Annotated in this window: 19 protein-coding genes; 13 read left to right on the forward strand and 6 right to left on the reverse strand. The window is 64.6% G+C overall.

The genetic code is table 11. The annotated features are described in order from the left end of the window. Positions 1 to 151 precede the first annotated feature (151 nt). From fecA to ACIOVF_RS09295, 3 genes are all read right to left on the reverse strand, one after another. Complete coding sequence (fecA, locus tag ACIOVF_RS09285) at positions 152 to 2,491, reverse strand: TonB-dependent Fe(3+) dicitrate receptor FecA (protein ID WP_401288991.1); 2,340 nt, start codon at positions 2,489 to 2,491, stop codon at positions 152 to 154. Positions 2,492 to 2,581: 90 nt separating this feature from the next. Continuing rightward, positions 2,582 to 3,514: a FecR domain-containing protein gene (locus ACIOVF_RS09290; RefSeq protein ID WP_401288993.1), complete on the reverse strand. Its 933-nt coding sequence runs from the start codon at positions 3,512 to 3,514 to the stop codon at positions 2,582 to 2,584. Then, positions 3,511 to 4,005, reverse strand: coding sequence for a sigma-70 family RNA polymerase sigma factor (locus tag ACIOVF_RS09295; RefSeq protein ID WP_045197879.1), 495 nt, complete (start codon positions 4,003 to 4,005; stop codon positions 3,511 to 3,513). The genes ACIOVF_RS09290 and ACIOVF_RS09295 overlap by 4 nt, the downstream gene beginning before the upstream one ends. A 219-nt stretch (positions 4,006 to 4,224) precedes the next feature. On the opposite strand from ACIOVF_RS09295, the gene ACIOVF_RS09300 reads away from it, so the two are divergent. From ACIOVF_RS09300 to ACIOVF_RS09330, 7 genes are all read left to right on the forward strand, one after another. Then, complete coding sequence (locus ACIOVF_RS09300) at positions 4,225 to 6,192, forward strand: ligand-gated channel protein (protein WP_401288996.1); 1,968 nt, start codon at positions 4,225 to 4,227, stop codon at positions 6,190 to 6,192. 74 nt (positions 6,193 to 6,266) lie between these two features. Then, positions 6,267 to 6,572 (forward strand): DUF3649 domain-containing protein, encoded by a 306-nt coding sequence (locus tag ACIOVF_RS09305; protein ID WP_045197184.1) that lies wholly within the window; start codon positions 6,267 to 6,269, stop codon positions 6,570 to 6,572. Next, positions 6,569 to 8,143: a PepSY domain-containing protein gene (locus ACIOVF_RS09310; protein ID WP_258715765.1), complete on the forward strand. Its 1,575-nt coding sequence runs from the start codon at positions 6,569 to 6,571 to the stop codon at positions 8,141 to 8,143. The genes ACIOVF_RS09305 and ACIOVF_RS09310 overlap by 4 nt, the downstream gene beginning before the upstream one ends. Next, the gene (locus ACIOVF_RS09315; protein ID WP_401288999.1) at positions 8,143 to 8,469 is read left to right on the forward strand and encodes a DUF3325 domain-containing protein; all 327 of its coding nucleotides are present in this window, start codon (positions 8,143 to 8,145) and stop codon (positions 8,467 to 8,469) included. The genes ACIOVF_RS09310 and ACIOVF_RS09315 overlap by 1 nt, the downstream gene beginning before the upstream one ends. Positions 8,470 to 8,491: 22 nt before the next feature. Continuing rightward, entirely contained in the window at positions 8,492 to 9,055 is a 564-nt protein-coding gene (locus tag ACIOVF_RS09320; protein ID WP_258717221.1) for an RNA polymerase sigma factor, read from the forward strand. Then, complete coding sequence (locus ACIOVF_RS09325) at positions 9,052 to 10,026, forward strand: FecR domain-containing protein (RefSeq protein ID WP_045197189.1); 975 nt, start codon at positions 9,052 to 9,054, stop codon at positions 10,024 to 10,026. Before ACIOVF_RS09320 ends, ACIOVF_RS09325 begins: the two co-directional genes overlap by 4 nt. 105 nt (positions 10,027 to 10,131) lie before the next feature. After that, positions 10,132 to 12,534, forward strand: a complete 2,403-nt coding sequence (locus ACIOVF_RS09330) for a TonB-dependent siderophore receptor (RefSeq protein ID WP_401289001.1) — start codon at positions 10,132 to 10,134, stop codon at positions 12,532 to 12,534. Here the strand turns inward: ACIOVF_RS09330 and ACIOVF_RS09335 are convergent. Beyond that, positions 12,531 to 13,406: an AraC family transcriptional regulator gene (locus ACIOVF_RS09335; protein WP_195884991.1), complete on the reverse strand. Its 876-nt coding sequence runs from the start codon at positions 13,404 to 13,406 to the stop codon at positions 12,531 to 12,533. The two genes, ACIOVF_RS09330 and ACIOVF_RS09335, sit on opposite strands and share 4 nt — an antisense overlap. A gap of 137 nt (positions 13,407 to 13,543) precedes the next feature. On the opposite strand from ACIOVF_RS09335, the gene ACIOVF_RS09340 reads away from it, so the two are divergent. Together ACIOVF_RS09340 and ACIOVF_RS09345 are read left to right on the forward strand one after the other, a co-directional pair. Then, on the forward strand, positions 13,544 to 14,446 hold the full coding sequence (locus ACIOVF_RS09340) for a DMT family transporter (RefSeq protein WP_045197195.1): 903 nt from the start codon (positions 13,544 to 13,546) through the stop codon (positions 14,444 to 14,446). Positions 14,447 to 14,636: 190 nt separating this feature from the next. Further along, the gene (locus tag ACIOVF_RS09345; RefSeq protein ID WP_045197197.1) at positions 14,637 to 15,005 is read left to right on the forward strand and encodes a hypothetical protein; all 369 of its coding nucleotides are present in this window, start codon (positions 14,637 to 14,639) and stop codon (positions 15,003 to 15,005) included. On the opposite strand, the gene ACIOVF_RS09350 is transcribed toward ACIOVF_RS09345, so the two are convergent. Then, positions 15,002 to 15,979: a D-glycerate dehydrogenase gene (locus ACIOVF_RS09350; protein WP_045197199.1), complete on the reverse strand. Its 978-nt coding sequence runs from the start codon at positions 15,977 to 15,979 to the stop codon at positions 15,002 to 15,004. The genes ACIOVF_RS09345 and ACIOVF_RS09350 overlap by 4 nt on opposite strands. Positions 15,980 to 16,052: 73 nt before the next feature. Further along, positions 16,053 to 17,000 carry a LysR family transcriptional regulator gene (locus tag ACIOVF_RS09355; RefSeq protein WP_045197201.1) on the reverse strand — a complete coding sequence of 316 codons (948 nt, stop codon included), beginning with the start codon at positions 16,998 to 17,000 and terminating at the stop codon, positions 16,053 to 16,055. A 186-nt stretch (positions 17,001 to 17,186) separates the two neighbouring features. Here ACIOVF_RS09355 and ACIOVF_RS09360 point away from each other — a divergent pair, with 186 nt between their 5' ends. Genes ACIOVF_RS09360 through ACIOVF_RS09375 form a run of 4 tightly spaced genes read left to right on the forward strand, consistent with a single transcriptional unit; the run spans position 17,187 to position 21,964 of the window. Continuing rightward, positions 17,187 to 18,713 (forward strand): efflux transporter outer membrane subunit, encoded by a 1,527-nt coding sequence (locus ACIOVF_RS09360; RefSeq protein WP_401289006.1) that lies wholly within the window; start codon positions 17,187 to 17,189, stop codon positions 18,711 to 18,713. Then, on the forward strand, positions 18,710 to 20,896 hold the full coding sequence (locus ACIOVF_RS09365; RefSeq protein WP_045197206.1) for an FUSC family protein: 2,187 nt from the start codon (positions 18,710 to 18,712) through the stop codon (positions 20,894 to 20,896). Before ACIOVF_RS09360 ends, ACIOVF_RS09365 begins: the two co-directional genes overlap by 4 nt. Further along, entirely contained in the window at positions 20,886 to 21,086 is a 201-nt protein-coding gene (locus tag ACIOVF_RS09370; protein ID WP_028943216.1) for a DUF1656 domain-containing protein, read from the forward strand. Before ACIOVF_RS09365 ends, ACIOVF_RS09370 begins: the two co-directional genes overlap by 11 nt. An 11-nt stretch (positions 21,087 to 21,097) precedes the next feature. After that, on the forward strand, positions 21,098 to 21,964 hold the full coding sequence (locus tag ACIOVF_RS09375) for an HlyD family secretion protein (RefSeq protein WP_258594834.1): 867 nt from the start codon (positions 21,098 to 21,100) through the stop codon (positions 21,962 to 21,964). Positions 21,965 to 21,969 lie beyond the last annotated feature (5 nt).

Consider the following 21,969-nt stretch of genomic DNA (forward strand, 5'->3'; position numbering starts at 1 on the left):
CAAGAGAATCGATGGGGCCTTGGCGGCCTGTGACAACCATCGCCTCTTGACTACAAGGTCAGGCACTTGGCCAAACAATTCAAGCCCTTTTGAAATAAAAATATCTTGTAGCAAATAGCCCGGCACAGGCCGGGCTTTTGCATGCGCTGGATCAGAACGCGACGGAGGTCTGCAGGTATACCGTACGGGGTTCACCCACGTACTTGCCCTTGTTGTTGTCGTCGAACGAGCGGGTGTAGTACTGGTGATTGAAGATGTTTTTCACTCCCACGGCGACGTTGAGATTCGACAGTTGCGGGCCGAAATCGTAGGCCGCGCGGCTGCTGAACAGCATGTAGCCGGGGATGCGCCCGGTGCTGCCGTCAGCGCTTTCGGCCGCGGTATTGGCGTTGTCGGCGAACTGGTCGCTCTGGTAGCTGCTGTCGAGGTTGAGCTGCCACTGGCCTTCGGTATAACCGATGCCCAAGGTGCCTTTGTGGCGCGAGGAGAAGGGCACACGATTGCCCTTGTTCGGCCCGTCTTCGCGGATTTTAGCGTCGACGAAGGCGTAGGTGGCATACACGTCGAAACCTGCCAGCGCCGGGTTGAGGCCTTCGAGGGCGTACTTGACGCTGGTCTCGATGCCCTGGTGGCGGGTTTCGCCGCGGGCGATCACCGAATCGTTGGTCTGGTTGCTTTCGTACTGGTTGTCGAAGTTGATCAGGAAGGCGCCGATCTCGGCCTGCAGGTTGCCGTTGTCGTAGCGGGTTCCCAGTTCCCAGGTGCGGGCTTTTTCCGGTTTCACTTCGCCGCTGCTGACCCGGTTGGGCATCTGGCTGTACTGCACGCTGCCGAACGAGCCTTCGGTGTTGGCGTACAGGTTCCAGCTGTCAGTCAGGTGGTACATGACGTTTAGCGCCGGCAGCGCGGTGTTGTAGTCGCCCTGGTAGCGCTGGCCGTTGAGTGTGTTCGACTGCTCGGAGTCGATCATTTCGTAGCGGATGCCCGGGGTGATGGTCCACTGGCCGATGTCGATGCGGTCATCGAGGAACAGCGCGTGGGCTTCGGTGCTGCCACGGGTGTCGCGGTCGTTGCGGCTGGCGCTGGTCGGCAACTGGTTGGCAGCGATCGGCTCGCGGTAGCGCAGCTCGTGGCCGGCTTCGTTGACGTAGCGGTAGCCTACGCCCACTTCATGCCAGCTCTCGCCGAGGGCAAAGCCCTGGGAGAAGCGCGTTTCGATGCCGCGTACCCAGTACTCGCGCGGCGACAGCGAGACGAAGCTGCCCTGGTCCAGATAGCCGCTGCGCAGGGTCTTGGTGAAGAAGCTGTTGACGCTGAACTGGCGGGCGTCTTCCTTGTAGTCATAGCCGAAGTTGAACATCGTTCGCCGGCCCCAGAACTTGTCCTGCAGGCGGGTCGACTGGTACGGGTCGGCATCGTAGTCGGCAACGCTCAGGCCGCCGGGCATCTGCGCTTCGCCTTCGTAGTACTGGGCCATGGCGTGCAGGCTGTTGGCCTCGTCGAGCTGGTATTTGCCCTTGAGGATCAGGTCGTCGATCTGCGTGTCGCTGTGCTCGCGCCAGTCACCGCCACGGCTGCCGGAGTACAGCAGGGCGCCGCCCAGGCCGTTGGCGTTGGTGCCGCCGGCGAGCAGGTTGGCGCTGGTCTTGAAGCCGTCGTGGCTGGACGACGGGCTGGTCTGGGTCTGGAAACCGGCTTTCACCGTCGGCTCGTCGGGGATCGCCCGGGTCACGAAGTTGACGATACCGCCGACGTTCTGCGGGCCGTAGCGCACCGCGCCGCCGCCGCGCACGACGTCCACCGCGTCCATGTTGCCCATGCTGATCGGAGCGAACGACAGCTGTGGCTGGCCATAGGGTGCGAACGGCACCGGAATGCCGTCCATCAGCACCGTTGAGCGCGAGGCCAGGCGCGGGTTGAGCCCGCGAATGCCGAAGTTCAGCGCCATGTCGTGGCTGCCGGTGCCGTTGTTTTCCGGGGCGTTGACCCCGGGGATGCGGTTGAGCACTTCGCGCGCGGTGGTAGCGCCGCTGCGCTCGAATTCTTCGCGGCGGATTACATCGCGGGCACCGGCATGTTCGAAGACGTTGTCTTGCTGCGCCGCGCCCAGCCAGTCGCCGACCACGGTAGAGGCGCCGAGCTCGACCGGCGCGCTGGTGGCCGCGAGCGGTTGCAGGCTGAAGGCGTTGTCACCTTCGGCGCGGGCGTGCAGGCCGGTGCCTTGCAGCAATGCATCGAGACCCTGCTGCGGGCTGTACTGGCCCTGCAGGCCGGGGCTATGCACACCGCGAGTGAGCTGCGAGCCAAACGAGATCAGCACGCCGCTTTCACGGCCGAACTGGTTCAGGGCGTTTTCCAGCGTGCTCGGGGCGATCTGGTAAGTGCGCGCCGGGGCCTCGGCTGCCTGGACGGCAACGGCGCTGAAACTCAGGCTGGCACCCAGCAGCAGGGTGCGCAGGGCCTGGGCAAGTGGACTCGGTCGAAGGGGCATGCAGAAGGTCCTTGAGAAGGTCGAAGCAAAGGGTTCTGCCTTCTCTGTCACGCGAGAGGTGAAAACGGCTCAGGTCAGTGGAAAAAACGTTCAGGCCCGCGCTTCGACCGTCACCCAGTAGCGGGTAAAGCGCCGCACGCGCACCGGCAGCGCCACCTCGAGCAGGTCGAGAATGCGTTCGCTGTCGGCCAGCGGATAACTGCCGGAGATCAGCAAACTGGCCACCTCGGGTGCACAGTTGAGCTGGCCGCGGCGGTAGCGGCCGAGCTCGTCGAGAAACGCGCCAAGGGGCATGTGCGCAGCCACCAGCATGCCGTCGACCCAGGCCCCGAGGTTGCTGTCCAGGGCCTGGCTGGCCTGCCAATGCGGGCCGTTGAAGCGCGCTTGCCGGCCCGCCCCCAGGCGATTGCCGGCCAGGCTGGCGCTGCCTTCGAACACCGCCAACTGGCTGTAGCCGGCGAACTGGCGCAGGTTGTAGCGGCCGTTGCCCAGGTTCAGCAGGCCGTGTTCGCTGCGCAGTTGCAGCGGTCGGCTATCGCCGGCCACGGTCAGTTGCAGTTCACCTTCGAGCAGGTGCACCAGGCGCTGGCTGGCATCGAAACGCACGTCGGCGGCGCTGCGGGTGTTGAGCAGCAGCAGGCTGCCGTCGTCCAGGGCCAGGCGCCGGCGTTCGCCGACCGGGCTGCGGTAATCGGCAAGCAATGTCGGCAACGGGTTGTGCTGCTGCAAGGCCAGGCCACTGGCGCTGCCGACCCCGAGGATCAGCAGGGTTTTCAGCGCCCGGCGGCGGCTGGCCGAACGTGGCGCCTGCAACGCGGCGTGGGCCAGGGGCGAGGACAGGCCGCGCAAGCGTTGATTGACCCGCTGAATGTGCTCCCAGGCGCGCTGGTGGTTGTCGTCGGCCTGCAACCATTGCTGCAGGGCCTGTTGCTGACGCGCATCGAGGGCGCCGCCCTGCAGCTCGATCAGCCAGTGCACGGCCTGTTCGGCCACCTGCGGGGAAAACTCCTGATGGCCGTTCACAGGGCGAAGTAACAGCGCATGGCCGCCTTGTTCAGGTAGCGCTTGACCGTGGCCAGGGAGATGCCCAGTTGCGCGCCGATCTCGGCGTAACTCAGGCCATCGACCTGGGCCATCAGGAACGCGCGCTTGACCACCAGCGGCAAGCCGTCGAGCAGACGGTCGAGCTCCAGCAGGGTTTCGAAAATGATTGCCCGGTGTTCTTCCGACGGCGCCAGTGCTTCGGGCAACTGCGCCAGCGCCTGGAGGTAGGCGCGCTCCAGGTCCTGGCGGCGGTAATGGTTGCACAGCACCCGCTTGGCGACGGTGGTGAGGAACGCCCGCGGCTCGTTGAGCAGCGGCGTTTCGCGGCCCTGGAGCAGGCGCATGAAGGTGTCCTGGGCCAGGTCGGCGGCACTGTCGGGGCAGCCCAGACGCCGGCGCAACCAGCCGGTCAGCCAGTTGTGATGGTCGAGGTAGAGGCCTTCGAGCGAGGAAGGGGGAGCGCTGGGCACCGTGAACACTCCGGCGCCGGGATGCGCAACAGAATAAGAATTGTTCGCATTGTAGTGAAAGGTGCCACTACTCGGCAATCGGTGCCTGACTGACGGGCGTAGCAGAGGATCGGGGAAATGTAAAAAACGTAAATACGCTTTACTCACATTTGAGAATGAATAGCATTCGCTCCATAGATGAATTTACGCAACCTTTACATTTCTCAGGGAGAGGTCCTCGTGTCCCCGACTTTCAGTAAATCCTGCCTCGCGCTTACCCTCTGCTCGCTCTACACCGTGCAAGCCACAGCTCAGAACCAGCCGCTGGAGCTGGACAACATGGTGGTCACCGCGTCGGGTTTCTCCCAGCAGATCAAGGATGCGCCGGCATCGATTTCGGTGATTACCCGCGAGCAGATCGAGAACAAGTCCTACCGTGACGTCACCGATGCCCTGCGCGATGTGCCGGGCGTGGTGGTCACCGGTGGCGCCAGCTCCAGCGACATCAGCATTCGCGGCATGGCTTCCAAGTACACCCTGATGTTGGTCGACGGCAAACGCCAGGACTCGCGTGCCACCCGCCCGAACAGTGACGGCGCCGGTATCGAGCAGGGCTGGATGCCGCCGCTGGAAGCCATCGAGCGCATTGAAGTTGTGCGCGGGCCGATGTCTTCGCTGTATGGCTCCGACGCTATGGGTGGGGTGATCAACATCATCACCCGCAAGGTCACCCCGCAGTGGTACGGCGGCGTGCGCACCGAAGCAACCTTCCAGGACCGCTCCGACTCGGGCAACTACAACAGCACCAACGCCTTCATCTCCGGGCCCCTGGTCGACAACCTGGTCGGCCTGCAGCTGTACGGCCAGCGCTCGCGCCGCGACGAAGACCATATCGTCAACGGCTTCAACGAGCAGAGCACCGACAGCGCTACGGCCAAGCTGTCGTTCACCCCGGATGAACACAACGACATCACCCTCGAAGCGGGCAAGTCCGAGCAGGAGCGCAACTCCCACGTCGGCCGTTCGGCCAGTCGTTCCGCCAGCCGTAACGACTACGACCGTACCAACTTTTCCATCACCCATTCCGGGCGCTGGGACAGCCTAACCAGCGAAAGCTACCTGCAGCGCGAAAAGATCGAGAACCCGGGTCGGCGCATGGAACTGGAAAACACTGTGCTTAATTCGCAGGTGTCGTTCTTCAGCGATTCGCACATCACCACCTTCGGTGGCCAGTACAAGTACGAAGACCTCAGCGACGAAGGCAACCAACTGGCCTCGGCGGCCAGCGTCAACCAGCTGACCCGCTGGTCGTGGGCCCTGTTTGCCGAAGACGAATGGCGCCTGACCGAAGCCTTCGCCCTGACCGGCGGCCTGCGCATGGACCGCGACGAGAACTACGGCACGCACTGGTCGCCACGCCTGTACGGGGTCTACCACCCGACCGAGCAGTGGACCATCAAAGGTGGTGTATCCAGCGGCTACCGCTCGCCGGACATCCGCGCCGCCGTCGATGACTGGGGCCAGATCACCGGTGGCGGTGGCGACCCGGCGATCATCGTCGGCAACTCCAGCCTCAAGCCGGAGAAGAGCCTGAGCCAGGAAATCGGCTTTATCTGGGACAACCTCGAAGGATTCTCCACCGGCCTGACCCTGTTCAACACCGACTTCAAGGACAAGATCACCGAGACCCGCCGCTGCACCGACAGCACCGGCAATGCCTCGGGCCAGTGCCAGATCGGCGGTACCTCGTACAAGTTCATCAGTGACCGGGTCAACGTTGACGAGGCGCAGATGCGCGGCATCGAAGCGACCCTGGACTGGGACATCACCCAGACCGTGTCGCTGGCCACCAACTACACCTTCACCGCCTCCGAGCAGAAGAGCGGCCCGCAGAAAGGCAAGGCCCTGAACCAGATGCCGCGGCACATGTTCAACGCCACCCTCGACTGGCAGGCCACCGACCAGCTGGGCACCTGGGCGCGCCTGAACTATCGCGGCAAGACCTCGGACTACCTGGGCCGCACCACCATGTCCGACGGCACGCCGTCGTACACCTTCGTCGACTTCGGCGGTACCTACCGGGTGACCAAGAACGTCAAGCTGCTGGCCGGTGTGTACAACGTCTTCAACAAGGAAGTGGACTACGACAACTACCAGACCGTGCTGGACGGCCGCCGCTACACCATGGGCGTCGACCTGTCGTTCTGATCGGCCGGCCTGCGGTTTTGCTTATGAGAATATAAATCATTATTATTGTGCGCTTCTCGTAATGGACTGATGCCATGAAAAGCAAAGCCGCCGGGCTGCCCATCAGCTATCGCCTGGCCGTGACTTCCCGCAGCCTGGCTGCCGTGTTCGGTGGCTACCTGCTGGCGGCCATGGCCAGCGTCTGTATCACCCTGCTGTTGCCCGTGCCGCGTGCGGAGGCTGTGATCAGCGGCATGATGCTGTCGTTCCTGTTCTACCTGGTGGCTTTTCTCTGGTGCTTCGCCTGTCGTAGTGCCTGGCAGGCCTGGCTGGGAGTACTGGTGCCGAGCCTGGTGCTGGCGATGATCAGCGGCCTGGCCTACTGGATGAAAAACCCATGAAAGAGGGCTTTCGCCAGGCCATGGCCTGGCTGCATACCTGGACCGGGCTGATCTTCGGCTGGTTGCTGTTTGCAATTTTCCTGACCGGGACCATGTCCTACTTCAAGGAAGAAATCAGCCACTGGACCCAGCCGGAAGTGCCCAGCCGGGCGCTGGATCCGGCGGCCAGCCTGGACCTGGCCCAACGCTACCTGCAAGAGCATGCGCCGACTGCGGGCAGCTGGTTCATCGAGTTGCCCAACGCTCGCGAACCGGCGCTGAGCGTGAGCTGGCCCAAGGCTGGAGGCGGGCGCCGCGACTTCACTTCCAAAACCCTCGACCCTGCCACCGGCGCCGAATTACAGGCGCGCGAGACCCGTGGCGGCAATTTTTTCTACCGTTTCCATTTCCAGCTGGAGATGCCTCACCCCTGGGGCCGCTGGCTGTCGACCTTTGCCGCGTTCATCATGCTCCTGGGCCTGGTGACCGGGATCATTACCCACAAGAAGATCTTCAAGGAGTTCTTCACCTTCCGCCCGGGCAAGGGCCAGCGTTCCTGGCTCGACGGGCATAACGCCATCGGCGTATTGGTGCTGCCGTTTCACCTGATGATCAGCTACAGCAGCCTGGTGATCTTCATGGCCATGGTCATGCCGGCCAGCATCATCGCCAGCTATGGCGACAACACCCGTGGCTTTTTCAACGACCTGTTCGGCGGCCAGAGCCAGGTCCAGGCCGCCGGCACCGCGGCGCCGTTGCTGCCCTTGCCGCAGCTGTACGCCAAGGTCCAGGAGCAGGCGCCCGGGGCCAATCTTGCCTGGGTCGAGGTACAGAACCCCGGTGACCAGAACGCCCGGGTCCGGTTTGCCCGCCATGCCGGTGACCGTATCGCTCACCAGCGCGGCGGTGGCTGGCTGTTTGACGGGGTTAACGGCACGCTTGAGGGCGGCAGCCAGATCGAGGCCACGCCGGTGCTGATTTCCGGCGGCATGTACGGCCTGCACATGGGCATTTTCGCCGGGCCGTGGCTGCGCTGGCTGTACTTCTTCTTTGGCCTGGCCGGCACCGCAGTGATCGGCACCGGCCTGGTCATGTGGCTGGGCAAGCGCCAGCTCAAGCATGCCAAGAGCGGCACCCAGCCGTTCGAGCTGCGCCTGGTCGAGGTGCTCAACATCGCCAGCATGAGCGGCTTGCTGCTGGGTGTGGCGGCGTTCTTCTGGGCCAACCGCTTGTTGCCGATCGACCTTGAAGGCCGTGCTGACTGGGAGACCAACTGCTTCTTCCTGCTCTGGGCTTTGTCACTGGTGCACGCCATGCTGCGCCGCGGCCGCCGAGCCTGGGCCGAGCAACTGGGCCTCGGCGCGCTGATGTGGGCGGGCTTGCCGCTGCTCAACGGCCTGACCACCGGCCAGGGCCTGAACCACTCGCTCGCCGTCGGCGACTGGGCCATGGCCGGTTTCGACCTGACCGCCTTGGCCAGCGGCCTGTTCCTGGCCTGGGCTGCCAGCAAGATGTGGCGGGCGCCGCTAGTCGCGCCCAAGCGCAAGCCCAAGGCCGCGCCTGGCACGTTGATTGAAAGTGAGGTGAACTGATGCTGGCCATTGCCCTGTTTGGTTTTGCCGGCTTCGCCGCCCTGTGCCTGGCCATGGACAAGCACTACAAGGACCTGCTCGGACAGCCACCGAGCAATGCGCGGCGTGTGGCGCTGCGGGTGGCGGGCTGGGCGCTGCTGGCCCTGGCGCTGTTGTTGGCGGTGCGCCACAGCGGCTGGGCCATGGGCCTGGTCGAGCTGTTCGCGGTGCTGATGGCCGGCGTCACCCTGTGGGTGTTCCTCCTGCCTTACCAGCCGCGCCTGCTGCTGGGCCTGGCGGCGGCCAGCGTGGTGCTGGCGCCATTGACTGCCCTGGCGTCGCTGTAGCTTGGTCAACGAGCCGCTCGATCTGCCCGCTGAAGGTGGCAACGACACCGACGGGGCCAGCGGGCGGGCGCGCTTTGTGCAGGTGTTTCTCGCCCAACGGGCGCAGATGGAAGCCCTGGTCAGCCGCCGCATCGGCTGCCGGGCCACAGCTTCTGACCTGATCCAGGAGTTGTTCCTGCGCTTCTGGCGCCGGCCGCAGGTCAAGGTCGAGGCGCTCGATACCTACCTGCTGCGCTGCGCCGGCAATATCGCCATCGATCACCTGCGCAGCGAAGGTGCCCGCGAGCGGGTCAACGACAGCCTGCAACTGGAGGTGGCCGACGAGCATGTCAGCGCACCGCAAGTGGCGCTGGAGGTAAACAGCGACCTGCAGCGCATCGAGGCGGCGTTGCGCCAACTGCCCGAGCGTACCCGGCAGATCTTCTTGCTCAACCGCATTCACGGGCGCAAGTACGCCGAGATCGCCAAGGCCATGGGCCTGTCCCAGAGTGCGGTGGAAAAACATATGATGCGCGCACTGGAGGCGTGCAAGGCGAGTATCGAGCTGCCGCCGGCCAGCACCCGCAAGCCAGGGAAAGCACCATGACTGACATCACCGCCGCGCAGCACCAGGCCGCACTGGGCTGGCTGAGCCGGATCAACGAGCAACCGCAACTGGCCGAGCGCGCCGAGTTCAAGCGCTGGTTGCTCGCCCATCCGGCCCATGGCCGCGCCTATGCCCAGGCCCAGGCGTTGTGGCGCCTGAGCGAAGCGCCGGCGAGCCTGTTGGCAGCCGAGGACGACCCGGCCTTGCAAGGCTACTTGCGCGCCATGCAGCAACCGCCAGCGGGGCGCACCTGGCGCCGTGTCGCCACCTTGGCTGCCGCTGCCTGCCTGGTACTGGCGCTGGGCACCGCTGCCGGCTGGCATCCGGCCTACTGGCTGGATGACCTGCAGGCGGATTACGTCACGGCGCCGGGGCAGGTCGAGGAAGTGGTGCTGGCCGACAACTCGCACATGACCCTGGATGCTGGCAGCGCCGTGTCGGTAGATTTCAGCGAGGGTCAGCGCCAGGTGACGATCCGCCGTGGCGCGGCGTTCTTTCATGTCACCCACACCGGCGCGCCGTTCGTGGTCGAGGCGGCAAAGGGCGAGACGCGGGTACTCGGCACCCGCTTCGAGGTGCGCAAGCACAATGGCGGCGCGCGGGTCACCGTGCTCGATGGCCGGGTGGCGGTGACCGCCGAGCCCGGGCGCTTGCAGCAACAGCTTAGCGGCGGCCAGCAGGTGGCCTACCGCCACGGCACCGCCAGCGCCGTCGAAGCGGTGGACAGCGAGTCGCGCCTGGCCTGGCGCCAAGGCTGGCTCAATTACTACCAGGTGCCGCTGAGCACGGTGATCGACGACCTGGCCCGCTACTATCCAGGGCGCATCATCGTGCTCGACAGCGAACTGGGCAAACGCAAGGTCAGCGGCAGCTTCCCGGCCAGCCAGCCGCTGGCGGCGCTGGATTCGCTCGGCGCGGTGCTGGGCTTCAAGCGCAATACCCTGCTGGAGCGGGTGACGCTGATCCGCTGAAAAATATTTTCAGAAAACTGATGAGGTAAGTTCGCGCGGCAACCGTGTAGTGAGTGAAAGTGCGATTCATTCGCATAAACGTCACTCCTTCACAGGTTACCGGTCATGAAGTTCACCCCCTCGGCAGCGCGCAGCTTTTCAATCTGGCTCAGTGTCTCGGCCCTGGCCACAGCGGGCGCATTCCCCCTGGGCGCGGTGGCCGCGCAGCAAGTCTATGTGTTTGCCCAGCCGAGCAAGCCGCTGGTGCAGGCGCTCAATGACTTCAGCCGGCTGACCGGGCAAAGCGTGATCTATACCACCGATCTGCCGGCGCTCAACGCCCCGGCCCTGCATGGCAGCCTCAGCGCCGAGCAAGCCCTGCAGCAACTGCTGGGCAATTCCGGTTTTGCCGCACGCCGGGTCGATGCCCGCACCCTGACCCTCGAACCACTCGATGCCGGCGCTGCGCTCAAGCTCGACGCGACCACGGTGAACTCGCAAGCCGATGCCGACTACAGCTACCAGCCGCCAGCCAGCAGCTCGGTGATGCGCAGCCAGGCTTTGATCATGCAGACGCCCCAGGCGATCAACGTGGTGCCGGCCCAGGTGCTCAAGGACCAGGCCCCGCGCAACCTCGACGATGCCCTGGCCAACGTCAGCGGCGTGACCCAGGGCAACAACTTCGGCGGCACCCAGGACACGGTGATGAAGCGCGGCTTTGGCGACAACCGTGACGGCTCGATCATGCGCGACGGCATGCCGATCGTGCAGGGCCGCAGCCTCAATGCCAGCACTGAGCGGGTCGAAGTGCTCAAGGGCCCGGCCTCGTTGCTGTATGGCATCCAGGACCCGGGCGGGGTGATCAACGTGGTCAGCAAGCGCCCGCAACTGCAGCAATACAACGCCCTGAACCTGCGCGGCTCGAGCTATGGCAGCGGCAAGAACGGCAGCGGTGGCGGCCTGGACAGCACGGGTGCCCTGGGCCAGAGCAACTTCGCCTACCGCCTGGTGCTCGACCATGAAGACGAAGACTACTGGCGCAACTTTGGTACCCACCGTGAATCGCTGGTGGCGCCGTCGCTGGCCTGGTTCGGCGAAGACAGCCAGGTGCTGCTCGCCTACGAGCACCGCGAGTTTCTCTACCCGTTCGACCGCGGCACGGCCATCGACCCGCGCACCAACCACCCGCTGGACATCCCCAGCACCCGGCGCCTGGACGAGCCGTTCAACGACATGCAAGGGCGCTCGGACCTTTACCGCCTGGAAGTCGATCATCAGCTCTCGGACGACTGGAAAGCCCACTTCGGCTTCAGCTACAACCGCGAAACCTACGACGCCAGCCAGGTGCGGGTGACCGCCGTCAACGCCGCCCGCGGCACCCTGAGCCGAAGCATGGACGGCACCCGCGGCGCGCTCAGCAGCGACCGTTTCGCCACCGCAAGCCTGGAGGGCAAGGTGCAACTGGCGGGCATGCAGCATGACCTGCTGTTCGGCCTCGACAATGAGTACCGCAAGGTCTACCGTGCCGACCTGATCCGCCAGGGCAGCCTCAGCACTTTCAGTTACCTCGACCCGGTGTATGGCCGCGAAGTTGAGGGCACCAGCGTGCGCGATAGCGACAGCGCACAGACCGACAAGCTGCGCAGCGACTCGTTGTTCTTCCAGGATTCGATCCACCTCGATGAACACTGGATTCTGGTCGCCGGTGCGCGCTACCAGATGTACGACCAGCTCGCCGGGCGCGGGCGGCCGTTCAAGGCCAATACCAACACCAACGGTCAGGCCTGGGTGCCGCGGGTGGGGCTGGTGTACAAGGTTGACGAGCAGTTGTCGTTGTATGGCAGCTACAGCGAATCGTTCAAGCCCAACTCCAGCATCGCCCCGCTGACCGGCGGCCTGGTTCTGGATTCGGGGATCGAACCGGAGGAGGGTAAATCCTGGGAACTGGGCGCCAAGCTCGACATGCCGGGGGCGCTGACCGGCACCCTGGCGCTGTTCGACATCCGCAAGCGCAACGTGCTGGTGGCCAACTTCGATTCCGCTACCGGCGACACGCTCTACAGCAACGCCGGCGAGGTGCGCTCGCGCGGCATCGAGCTGGACCTGACCGGGCAGTTGAGCGAGCGCTGGAGCCTGATCGGCAACTATGCCTTCACCGACGCCGAAGTCACCCAGGACCCGACGCTTGAAGGTAATCGCCTGCAGAACGTGGCGCGCCACAGCGGCTCGCTGTCGGCGGTGTATGACGCCGGCAGCCTGTTCGGTGGCGACCGCCTGCGCCTGGGCGCCGGGGCGCGCTATGTCGGTGAGCGGGCCGGTAACGCCGAGAACGATTTCGAGCTGCCGGGCTACACCGTCGCCGATGCCTTCGCCAGTTACGAAACCCGCCTGGACGAACACAAGGTGCGCTTGCAATTGAACGTCAAGAACGTGTTCGACCGCACCTATTACAGCTCGGCGGTGAACCGCAACTTTGTCTCGGTGGGCGATGCGCGCCAGGTCAGCCTGTCCAGCACCCTCGAATTTTAACTGTTGAAGGCCGCCCGGTAGGCGCCGGGCGTTGCTCCCAGGGCCTGGCGGAAGCGGTTGCTGAAATGGCTGGCGCTGGCAAAGCCGCACAGCAGCGCCACTTCGCCCAGCGGCAGTTGGCCATGGCGGAGCAACTGCCGCGCTTTGGCCAGGCGCCGGGCCAGCAGGTACTGGTGCGGCGGCAGGCCGAAGCTTTGACGAAACATTCGCGCGAAGTGGTACTCGGAAAGGTTGCACAGCGTCGCCAGTTCGCCAAGGCTCAGCGGCTGATCCAGGTGGCCTTCGACATATTCACTCAGTTGCCGGCGCTGGTGCGCGGCCAGCCCGCCCTTCAGGCGCAGGCCCTGGCGCAGGCCGACCTGGCTGAGCAGGGCGTGGTCGAGAATCTCGTGAGCCAGGCTGCTGGTCAGCAGGCGTTCGGCGGGCTCGTCCCAGTCCAGGGCAATCAACTGACGAAAGCGCCGGGCCTGCTCGGGATCGTCGAGAAAGGTCGCTTCCTGCAATTGCAGCTCGCGCGGTTCGCGGTCCAGCAGGCTGACGCAGCCGAGAGCGAACTGCTCCTGGCTGATATACAGGTGCGCCAGGCGGATCGAGCCGTTGACCACCCAGTGCGAGGCGGAACCGGCGGGCATGATGCACAGTTTGTCGGGCGAGCCGGTGTGGCCGGGGCGGTCGCGGCGAAAGGTGCCGGTGCCGTCGGCGATGTAGCACGACAGGGTGTGATGGCTGGGCGCTTCGTAGTCGCGGGCGTCGTGGCGGTTGTTCCACAGGGCTGCCGCCAGGCCGTCCCCCAGGTGCGCGCTGTGTTCCAGGCGGGCATGGGGTGAGTCGTGCATGGCTTTGAAAACTTGCAGCTGGTCCAACGGCGTCATGGTCGCTACCTCTATTGGCCATCCTACTCCGCCGCGTCCGGGCTGACAGCTGCTGCCTGCGCAAAAGCGCAAGAATGTGCAAGTGCCGTTGCCGTGGGCGGCTGCACACTGGTGGCCTGGAATTGAGGAGTGCCGCCATGAACCTGTCGTTATACCTGCTCACTGTGCTGATCTGGGGCACCACCTGGATTGCCCTGAAGCTGCAACTGGGGGTGGTCGCCATCCCGGTGTCGATCGTCTACCGCTTTGCCCTGGCGGCGCTGGTGCTGTTTGTCATTCTGCTGCTCAGCCGCCGCCTGCAACCGATGAACCGTCGCGGTCACATGATCTGCCTGGCTCAGGGGTTGTGCCTGTTCTGCGTCAACTTCATGTGCTTTCTGACCGCCAGCCAGTGGATACCCAGCGGCCTGATCGCCGTGGTGTTCTCTACCGCGACCTTGTGGAACGCGCTGAATGCGCGGGTGTTCTTTGGCCAGAAGGTGGCCGCCAATGTGCTGGCCGGTGGCGCCCTCGGCCTGGCCGGGCTGGGCCTGTTGTTCTGGCCCGAGCTGTCCGGGCATGCCGCCAGCCGTGAAACCATCATCGGCCTGGGCCTGGCGCTGCTGGGAACCCTGTGCTTTTCGGCCGGCAACATGCTCTCCAGCCTGCAACAAAAAGCCGGTTTGCGCCCGCTGACCACCAATGCCTGGGGCATGCTCTATGGCGCCAGCATGCTTGGCCTGTATTGCCTGGTCAGCGGTATTGCGTTCGCCATGGAATGGAACACGCGCTACATCGGTTCGCTGATGTACCTGGTGATCCCGGGCTCGGTGATCGGCTTTACCGCCTACCTGACTCTGGTCGGGCGCATGGGCCCGGAGCGGGCCGCTTACTGCACGGTGTTGTTCCCGCTGGTGGCGCTGAACGTCTCGGCGTTCTATGAGGGTTACCAATGGACGGCACCGGCGCTGGCCGGCCTGGTGCTGGTGATGCTGGGCAATGTGCTGGTGTTTCGCAAACCCCGGCCCAAGGTGGTCGAGCCGGTGGTGGCCTTGCGGTAGCTATCGCGGGTCAAGCCCGCTCCCACAAGTTGGGATTAATCTGTGGGAGCGGCGGTGCGGCGCCCCGACTTGACCCGCGATGAGGCCGACGCAGTACCTGATAAAAATGCCAGGTTTCAGGGACGTTCCAAGGGCGTAACTTGCGCTCAACACATCCGCAGCGCTCGAGGCAACGGTCATGGAAGTGATAATGGGCAAGTCCGATAAACCGGTGGTCGCGCCGCCCACGCTCAAAGATGCGAGCTGGACGGTCAGCCTTTCCCAGGTGGGCGAGGCGGGGCTGACGCTCAGTGGTTACGCCTTGCCAGGCTTGCAGGGCTCTCAAGGGGCAACCTTGCTGCTTGGCTGGATTGGTTTTCCACCGGGAGGAGAGCCGGAAACTTTCTCGGACTCGCATGCAATCGAGCATTGGGAAGACTATCGCGGGCACGACTTCGTACTGCCCAGGCGCTATTTGCAAAGCGCGCTGGGCGGTACTGGTGTGCTGTTTTTCGATCTCTCGGTGCTCAGCCTGCCGTCGCAGATTTCACCACTGGTAACGGTAAGGGTGGTTGATTAGGCCGACTTCCACACCTGCGGATTGACCAGGTCCCGTGGCCGTTCACCGAGCAAGGCGCTACGCAGGTTATCAATCGCCCGATTGGCCATGGCCTCGCGGGTTTCGGCGGTAGCCGAACCCACATGCGGCAAGGTCAGGGCGTTTTTCAGCTGGAACAGCGGCGATTCGGCCAGCGGCTCCTTCTCGTAGACATCCAGCCCGGCGCCGCGAATAGTGCCGGCCTGCAAGGCTTCGACCAGCGCCGCTTCATCGACCACCGGCCCACGGGAGACGTTGATCAGAAACGCGCTGGGTTTCATTAACTGCAGCTCGCGACTGCTGATCAGGTGTTTAGTCTGCGCGCCCAGTGGCACCACCAGGCAGACGAAATCAGCTTCAGCCAGCAGTTCATCGAGGCTGCGGTACTGCGCGCCGAGTTCCTGCTCCAGCGCTGGCTTGCGGCTGTTGCCGCTGTAGATCACCGGCATGTTGAAGCCGAAGCGCCCGCGCCGGGCGATGGCTGCGCCGATATTGCCCAGGCCGACGATGCCCAGGGTCTTGCCGTGCACGTCGCTGCCGAACTGCGCCGGGCCGACGGTGGCTTGCCATTGCCCGGCCTTGGTCCAGGCATCCAGCTCGGCGACCCGCCGCGCCGCGCCCATGAGCAGGGCAAAACCGAGGTCGGCAGTACTTTCGGTAAGCACGTCGGGGGTGTTGGTCAGGGCGATGCCGCGCTGGTTGAAGTAGGCCAGGTCATAGTTGTCGTAGCCCACCGAGACGCTGGCGACCACTTCCAGCTTGCTGGCGTTTTCCAGCTGCGCCTGGCCGAGTTTGCGGCCGACGCCGATCAGGCCATGCGCTTGGGGCAGGGCTTGGTTGAACTGGGCGCTGATGTCGCCGAGCTTGGGGTTCGGCACGATCACGTTGAAGTCTTGCTGCAGGCGTTCGACCATCGCCGGGGTGATGCGGCTGAAGGCAAGGACGGTCTTTTTCATCGGCGAAATCTCTGCGGGCGGTGGAGAATGGGTAGCACGCTATCATTCTCCACCGCCGCTGTGCAGCAAGATTTCAGGTGGCAATGCGCAGTTCATGGGTTTTCAGGTCCGCTTCATGGGCGGCGAGAATTTCCGGCAGCGAGTTGCGCAGGTACTCGACCCAGGTCTTGATCTTGGCATCCAGGTACTGGCGCGACGGGTAGATCGCGTACAGGTTCAGCTCCTGCAGGCGGTACTCGGGCATTACCCGCACCAGCGAGCCATCGCGCAGGCCCTCTATGGCCGAGTAGATCGGCAGTACGCCAACGCCCATGCCGCTGCGGATCGCGGTTTTCATCGCATCGGCGGAGTTCACCTGGAACGGCGCCTGGGTGATGTTCACCACTTCCTGGCCTTCGGGCCCGTCGAACAGCCATTTTTCCAGCGGGATCACCGGGCTGACCATGCGCAGGCAGGCGTGGTTGAGCAGGTCGCTGGGCTTGTGGGCGATACCGTGGCGCTTCACGTATTCGGGCGAGGCGCAGACGATGCTGTAGGTAATGCCCAGGCGCTGGGAGACGAAGCCCGAGTCTGGCAGCTCGCTGGCCAGCACGATCGACACGTCGTAGCCCTCGTCGAGCAGGTCCGGCACGCGGTTGGCCATGGTCAGGTCGAAGGTCACGTCCGGGTGGGTTTCGCGGTAGCGGGCGATGGCATCGATGACGAAATGCTGGCCGACCCCGGTCATCGAATGCACCTTGAGCTGCCCGGCCGGGCGCGCATGGGCGTCGCTGGCTTCGGCTTCGGCTTCTTCGACGTAGGTAAGAATCTGTTCGCAGCGCATCAGGTAGCGCTTGCCGGCTTCGGTCAGGGCAATGCGCCGGGTGGTGCGGTTGAGCAGGCGGGTTTGCAGATGGGCTTCAAGATTGGAGACCGCCCGCGATACGTTAGCGGTGGTCGTATCCAGTTGCACGGCCGCGGCAGTGAAGCTGCCGACTTGCGCGACGCAACTAAAAGCACGCATGTTTTGCAGGGTGTCCATGGGTCGCTCTCAAAGTAGACGACAAATTGTGACATGAAGTAACCGGGGCGGTCTTCAGACTAAAGCCGGATTATCGCTGTTTTCGTAACAAAGATTCGCAGTAATGCACGCTTATCGCCAGTGCGGCGGCCCCCTAGAATTGCCTCTCCAAGCGTCATCCACCTTCTACGTCGGGAATTCGCAGCTGTGCCGCGTCGCATTATCAGAGCGCTCAATGCGCTCAGTGCCTGTGCCTTTAGCTTGACCTTGAGCGGCTGTATCGGAACCTGGGGCATTGCCCCGCAAAGCAAGACGCTGCAAGCCAATACCCTGACCACCGACGCGGCCATCCGTGAAGCCGCCCTCGACGCCCACTGGCCCGACCAGCAATGGTGGCGTGCCTACGGCGACCCGCAACTCGATCGCTGGATCGCCCTGGCCGTACACGACAGCCCCAGCATGGCCATGGCCGCCGCCCGTGTGCGCGAAGCCAGGGCCATGGCCGGGGTGGTCGAGTCGGCGGAGAAACTGCAGGTCAACGGCCAGTCGACGCTCAAGCGCCACAACTGGCCGGAAGACCAGTTCTATGGCCCTGGCGCACTGTCGGGTTCCAACACCTGGGACAACAATGCGGCATTGGGCTTCAGTTATGCCCTCGACCTCTGGGGCCGCGAACGCAATGCCAGCGAGCAGGCCGTGGACATGGCCCACATGAGCGTGGCCCAGGCCCGCCAGGCCCAGCTCGAGCTGCAGAACAACATCGTCAAGGTCTATATCCAGCTGTCGCTGCACTTTGCCCAGCGCGATATCGTCAAGGCCGAGCTTGAGCAGCAGGAGCAGATCCTGGCCCTGGCCGAACGGCGCCTGGCCGGCGGTATCGGCACCCATTTCGAAGTCAGCCAGGCGCAGACACCGCTGCCGGAAACCCACCGCCAGCTCGATGCCCTGAATGAAGAAATCGCCCTGGCGCGTAATCAACTGGCGGCGTTGGCCGGCAAAGGGCCGGGGCAGGGCGCGCAGTTGCAGCGTCCGCAACTGGTCCTGGGTACCGCGTTGAAGCTGCCCTCGGCGTTGCCCGCCGAACTGGTCGGCCAGCGCCCCGACGTGGTCGCCAGCCGCTGGCAGGTGGCGGCCCAGGCCCGTGGTATCGATGTCGCCCATGCAGGCTTCTTCCCCAATGTTGATCTGGTCGGTGGTCTCGGCTTCATGGCCACCGGTGGCGGCGCGCTGGAGTTTCTGACCGGGCGCAAATTCAACTACAACGTCGGCCCGGCGATCAGCCTGCCGGTGTTCGACGGCGGCCGCCTGCGCTCGCAGCTGGGGGTTGCCTCGGCCGGTTACGACATCGCCGTGGCGCGCTACAACCAGACCGTGGTCGAGGCGCTCAAGGGCATTTCCGACCAGCTGATTCGCCGTGAGTCGATGAACGAGCAACAGCACTTTGCCGCCGAGTCGGTGGCTTCGGCGCAAAAAACCTACGACATCGCCATGATCGCTTTTCAGCGCGGCCTGACCGATTACCTCAATGTGCTCAACGCGCAAACCCAGTTGTTCCGCCAGCAGCAGATCCAGCAGCAGGTCCAGGCTGCGCGCCTGAGTGCCCATGCCGAATTGGTTACGGCCCTGGGCGGCGGCCTGGGCGCGGGTAGCGATGTGCCCGGCGAAGACCGTCAGCAGGCGCCGAAGCCCCCGGCGACCCTGGCGATTTTCGATAAGCCGGTTCATGCCCAATGAGCGCACTGACCCTGCCGTTTCGCTGGCTGGCCACCCTGGAGTGGCGTCGCGGGTTCTTTGAATGGCTGCGCACCGACGGAGTGACCTGGGTGTACATCTTCAAGGTCCTCAGCGCCGCCTTCCTGACCCTGTGGCTGGCCATGCGCCTGGAGTTGCCGCAACCGCGCACGGCGATGATCACCGTGTTCATCGTCATGCAGCCGCAGAGCGGCCATGTGTTCGCCAAGAGCTTCTACCGGCTGCTCGGCACCCTGGCCGGCTCTTCGATGATGGTCGCGTTGATCGCCTTGTTTCCGCAAAACACCGAGCTGTTCCTGCCGAGCCTGGCGATCTGGGTCGGCCTGTGTTCGGCCGGTGCCATGCGCTACCGCACCTTCCGCGCCTATGGTTTCGTGCTCGCCGGTTATACCGCGGCGATGGTCGGCTTGCCGGCCCTGCAGCACCCCGACGGCGCGTTCATGGCCGCCGTGTGGCGGGTGCTGGAGATCTCCCTGGGGATTCTGGTCTCGACCCTGGTCAGCGCCGCGATTTTGCCGCAGTCGGCCAGTGCCTCGATGCGCAACGCCCTGTACCAGCGCTTCGGCGTGTTCGCCGGTTTCGTTGCCGAGGGCCTGCGTGGCGACAGCCAGCGCGACCGCTTCGAAAGCAGCAACGTGCGTTTTATCGCCGAGGCCGTGGGCCTGGAGAGCCTGCGCAGCGTTACCGCCTTCGAAGACCCGCACATGCGCCGGCGCAACGGTCGCCTGGGGCGGATGAACAGCGAATTCATGGCCATCACCACGCGCTTCAACGCCTTGCACCAGTTGCTTGAGCGCCTGCGTTTGCGTGGGCCGCTGCAGATCGTCACCGCCATCGAACCCGGGCTCACCGCCCTGGCCGAGCTGCTCGACGGTTATGCCGGGCGCGGCCTCACCGAGCGCGATGCGGCGCGCCTGGCCGAGCAACTGGCGGCCTACAAGGAAGGCTTGCCGGAGCGCGTGCGCACGCTGCGCGCGGCCTATGTCGAAAGCGGCCCGAGCGACGCCGACCTGCTGGATTTTCACACCGCCTATGAGCTGCTGTACCGCTTCGTCGACGACATGCACAGCTACGCCCAGACCCACGCCTCGCTGACCGAACACAACCATGCCCGCGAGCAGTGGGATGAGCCCTATGTCGCGCAGACCAACTGGATGGCTTCGCTGGCCGCCGGTGTGCGCGCTTCGTTCATTTTGCTGGTGCTGGGCAGTTTCTGGATTCTTACCGCCTGGCCGAGCGGGGCGATGATGACATTGATCGCCGCCGCCACCGTCGGCCTCTCGGCGGCGACGCCGAACCCCAAGCGCATGTCGTTCCAGATGGCCTGCGGCACTTTGTTCGGCGCCTTTGTCGGCTTCTTCGAAACCTTCTTCGTGTTCCCCTGGATCGACGGTTTCCCGTTGCTGTGCCTGGTGCTGGCGCCGGTGTTCGTGTTCGGTGCGTTCCTCGCCTCGCGCCCGGCCTATGCCGGTTATGGCCTGGGCCTGCTGATCTTTTTTGCCACCGGTTCCGTGCCCGACAACCTGACCATCTACAACCCCTACAACTTCATCAACGACTACATCGCCATGGTCATCGGCATGCTGGTCTGCGCCGCTGCCGGGGCGATCATCCTGCCGCCCAACAGCCGCTGGTTGTGGAGCCGCCTGGAGCAGGACCTGCGCGCCCAGGTGCTGTATGCAATTACCGGGCGCCTGCGCGGCCTGGGTTCGAGCTTCGAAAGCCGCACCCGCGACCTGCTGCACCAGGCCTATGGCCTGGCGGTCGGCCAGCCGTTGGTGCAGAGCAAGCTGCTGCGCTGGATGTTCGTGGTGCTTGAGGTTGGCCACGCGATCATCGAGCTGCGCAAGGAACAGGCAATCTTGCCAGTGCACCCGTGCTATGCCGAATCGCAGCCCTGGCGCCAGGCCATCCGGGTCATGGGCCGGGCGTTGGCGCGGCTGTTCATGCAACCGAGCGCCAGCAACCACGAGCGCGCCCTGGTGGCGGTGGATCACGCCATCAGCCGCGTACAGGCCACCGACGAGCCGTTCGCCCGCCACTTCGACACCTCGGCCCTGCGCCGGGTGCAGAGCTACCTGCACTTCATCCGTACTTCGTTGCTCGACCCTCAGTCGCCGCTGGCCGAACTGGCCCCGGCCAAAGGACTGCCCCATGCCTCGTGAAATCGCCTTCCATGGCGTCTACATGCCGACCATGACCTTGATGTTCCTGTTCGCCGCCGGGCTTGCCTGGGGGCTGGACCGGTTCATCGCCAGCCATGACGGCTACCGCTTTTTCTGGCACCCGGCGCTGCTGCGCCTGTGCCTGTTTATCTGCCTGTTCGGATCCATGGCCCTGACTCTCTACCGTTGAGACCCCTGTTGATGAAAAAGTTTTTCAGCCTGATCGCCACCTTGCTCGTGCTGGCCGCTGCCGTGGTGATCGGTCGCCAGCTCTGGGTGCATTACATGAACACACCCTGGACCCGTGACGGGCGGGTGCGTGCCGATATCATCAACGTCGCCGCCGACGTGCCGGGCTATGTGGTCGACGTGCCGGTGCGCGACAACCAGTTGGTGAAGAAGGGCGACGTGCTGCTGCAGATCGACCCCGAGCATTACGAGGTGGCGGTCCGCCAGGCCCAGGCGCTGGTCGCCTCGCGCAAGGCCACCTGGGAGATGCGCAAGGTCAACGCCCATCGCCGCGCCGACATGGACAACCTGGTGATCTCGCGGGAGAACCGTGACGATGCCAGCAACATCGCCAACTCGGCGCTGGCCGATTACCAGCAGGCCCAGGCGCAGCTGGCGGCGGCCGAGCTGGACCTCAAGCGGACCCGGATCCTCGCCACCGTCGATGGCTATGTCACCAACCTCAACGTCCATCGCGGCGATTACGCGCGCACCGGCGAGGCGAAGATGGCGGTGGTCGACAAGGACTCGTTCTGGGTTTATGGCTTTTTCGAAGAAACCAAACTGCCGCACGTACGCGTGGGTGACCAGGCCGAGCTGCAGATGATGAGCGGCGAGCGGCTCAAGGGCCACGTCGAGAGCATTTCGCGCGGCATCTATGACCGCGACAACCCTGAAAGCCGCGAACTGATCGCCGACGTCAACCCGACCTTCAACTGGGTGCGCCTGGCCCAGCGGGTGCCGGTGCGGATTCACATCGATGAAGTGCCGGAAGGCTTTTTGCTGGCGGCGGGGACCACCTGCACGGTGGTGGTCAAGCCGGCTCGGAAAGAAGGCTAAAAGCG

It is taken from the genome of Pseudomonas sp. NPDC087612 (assembly GCF_044743505.1).
Taxonomy (GTDB): Bacteria; Pseudomonadota; Gammaproteobacteria; order Pseudomonadales; family Pseudomonadaceae; genus Aquipseudomonas.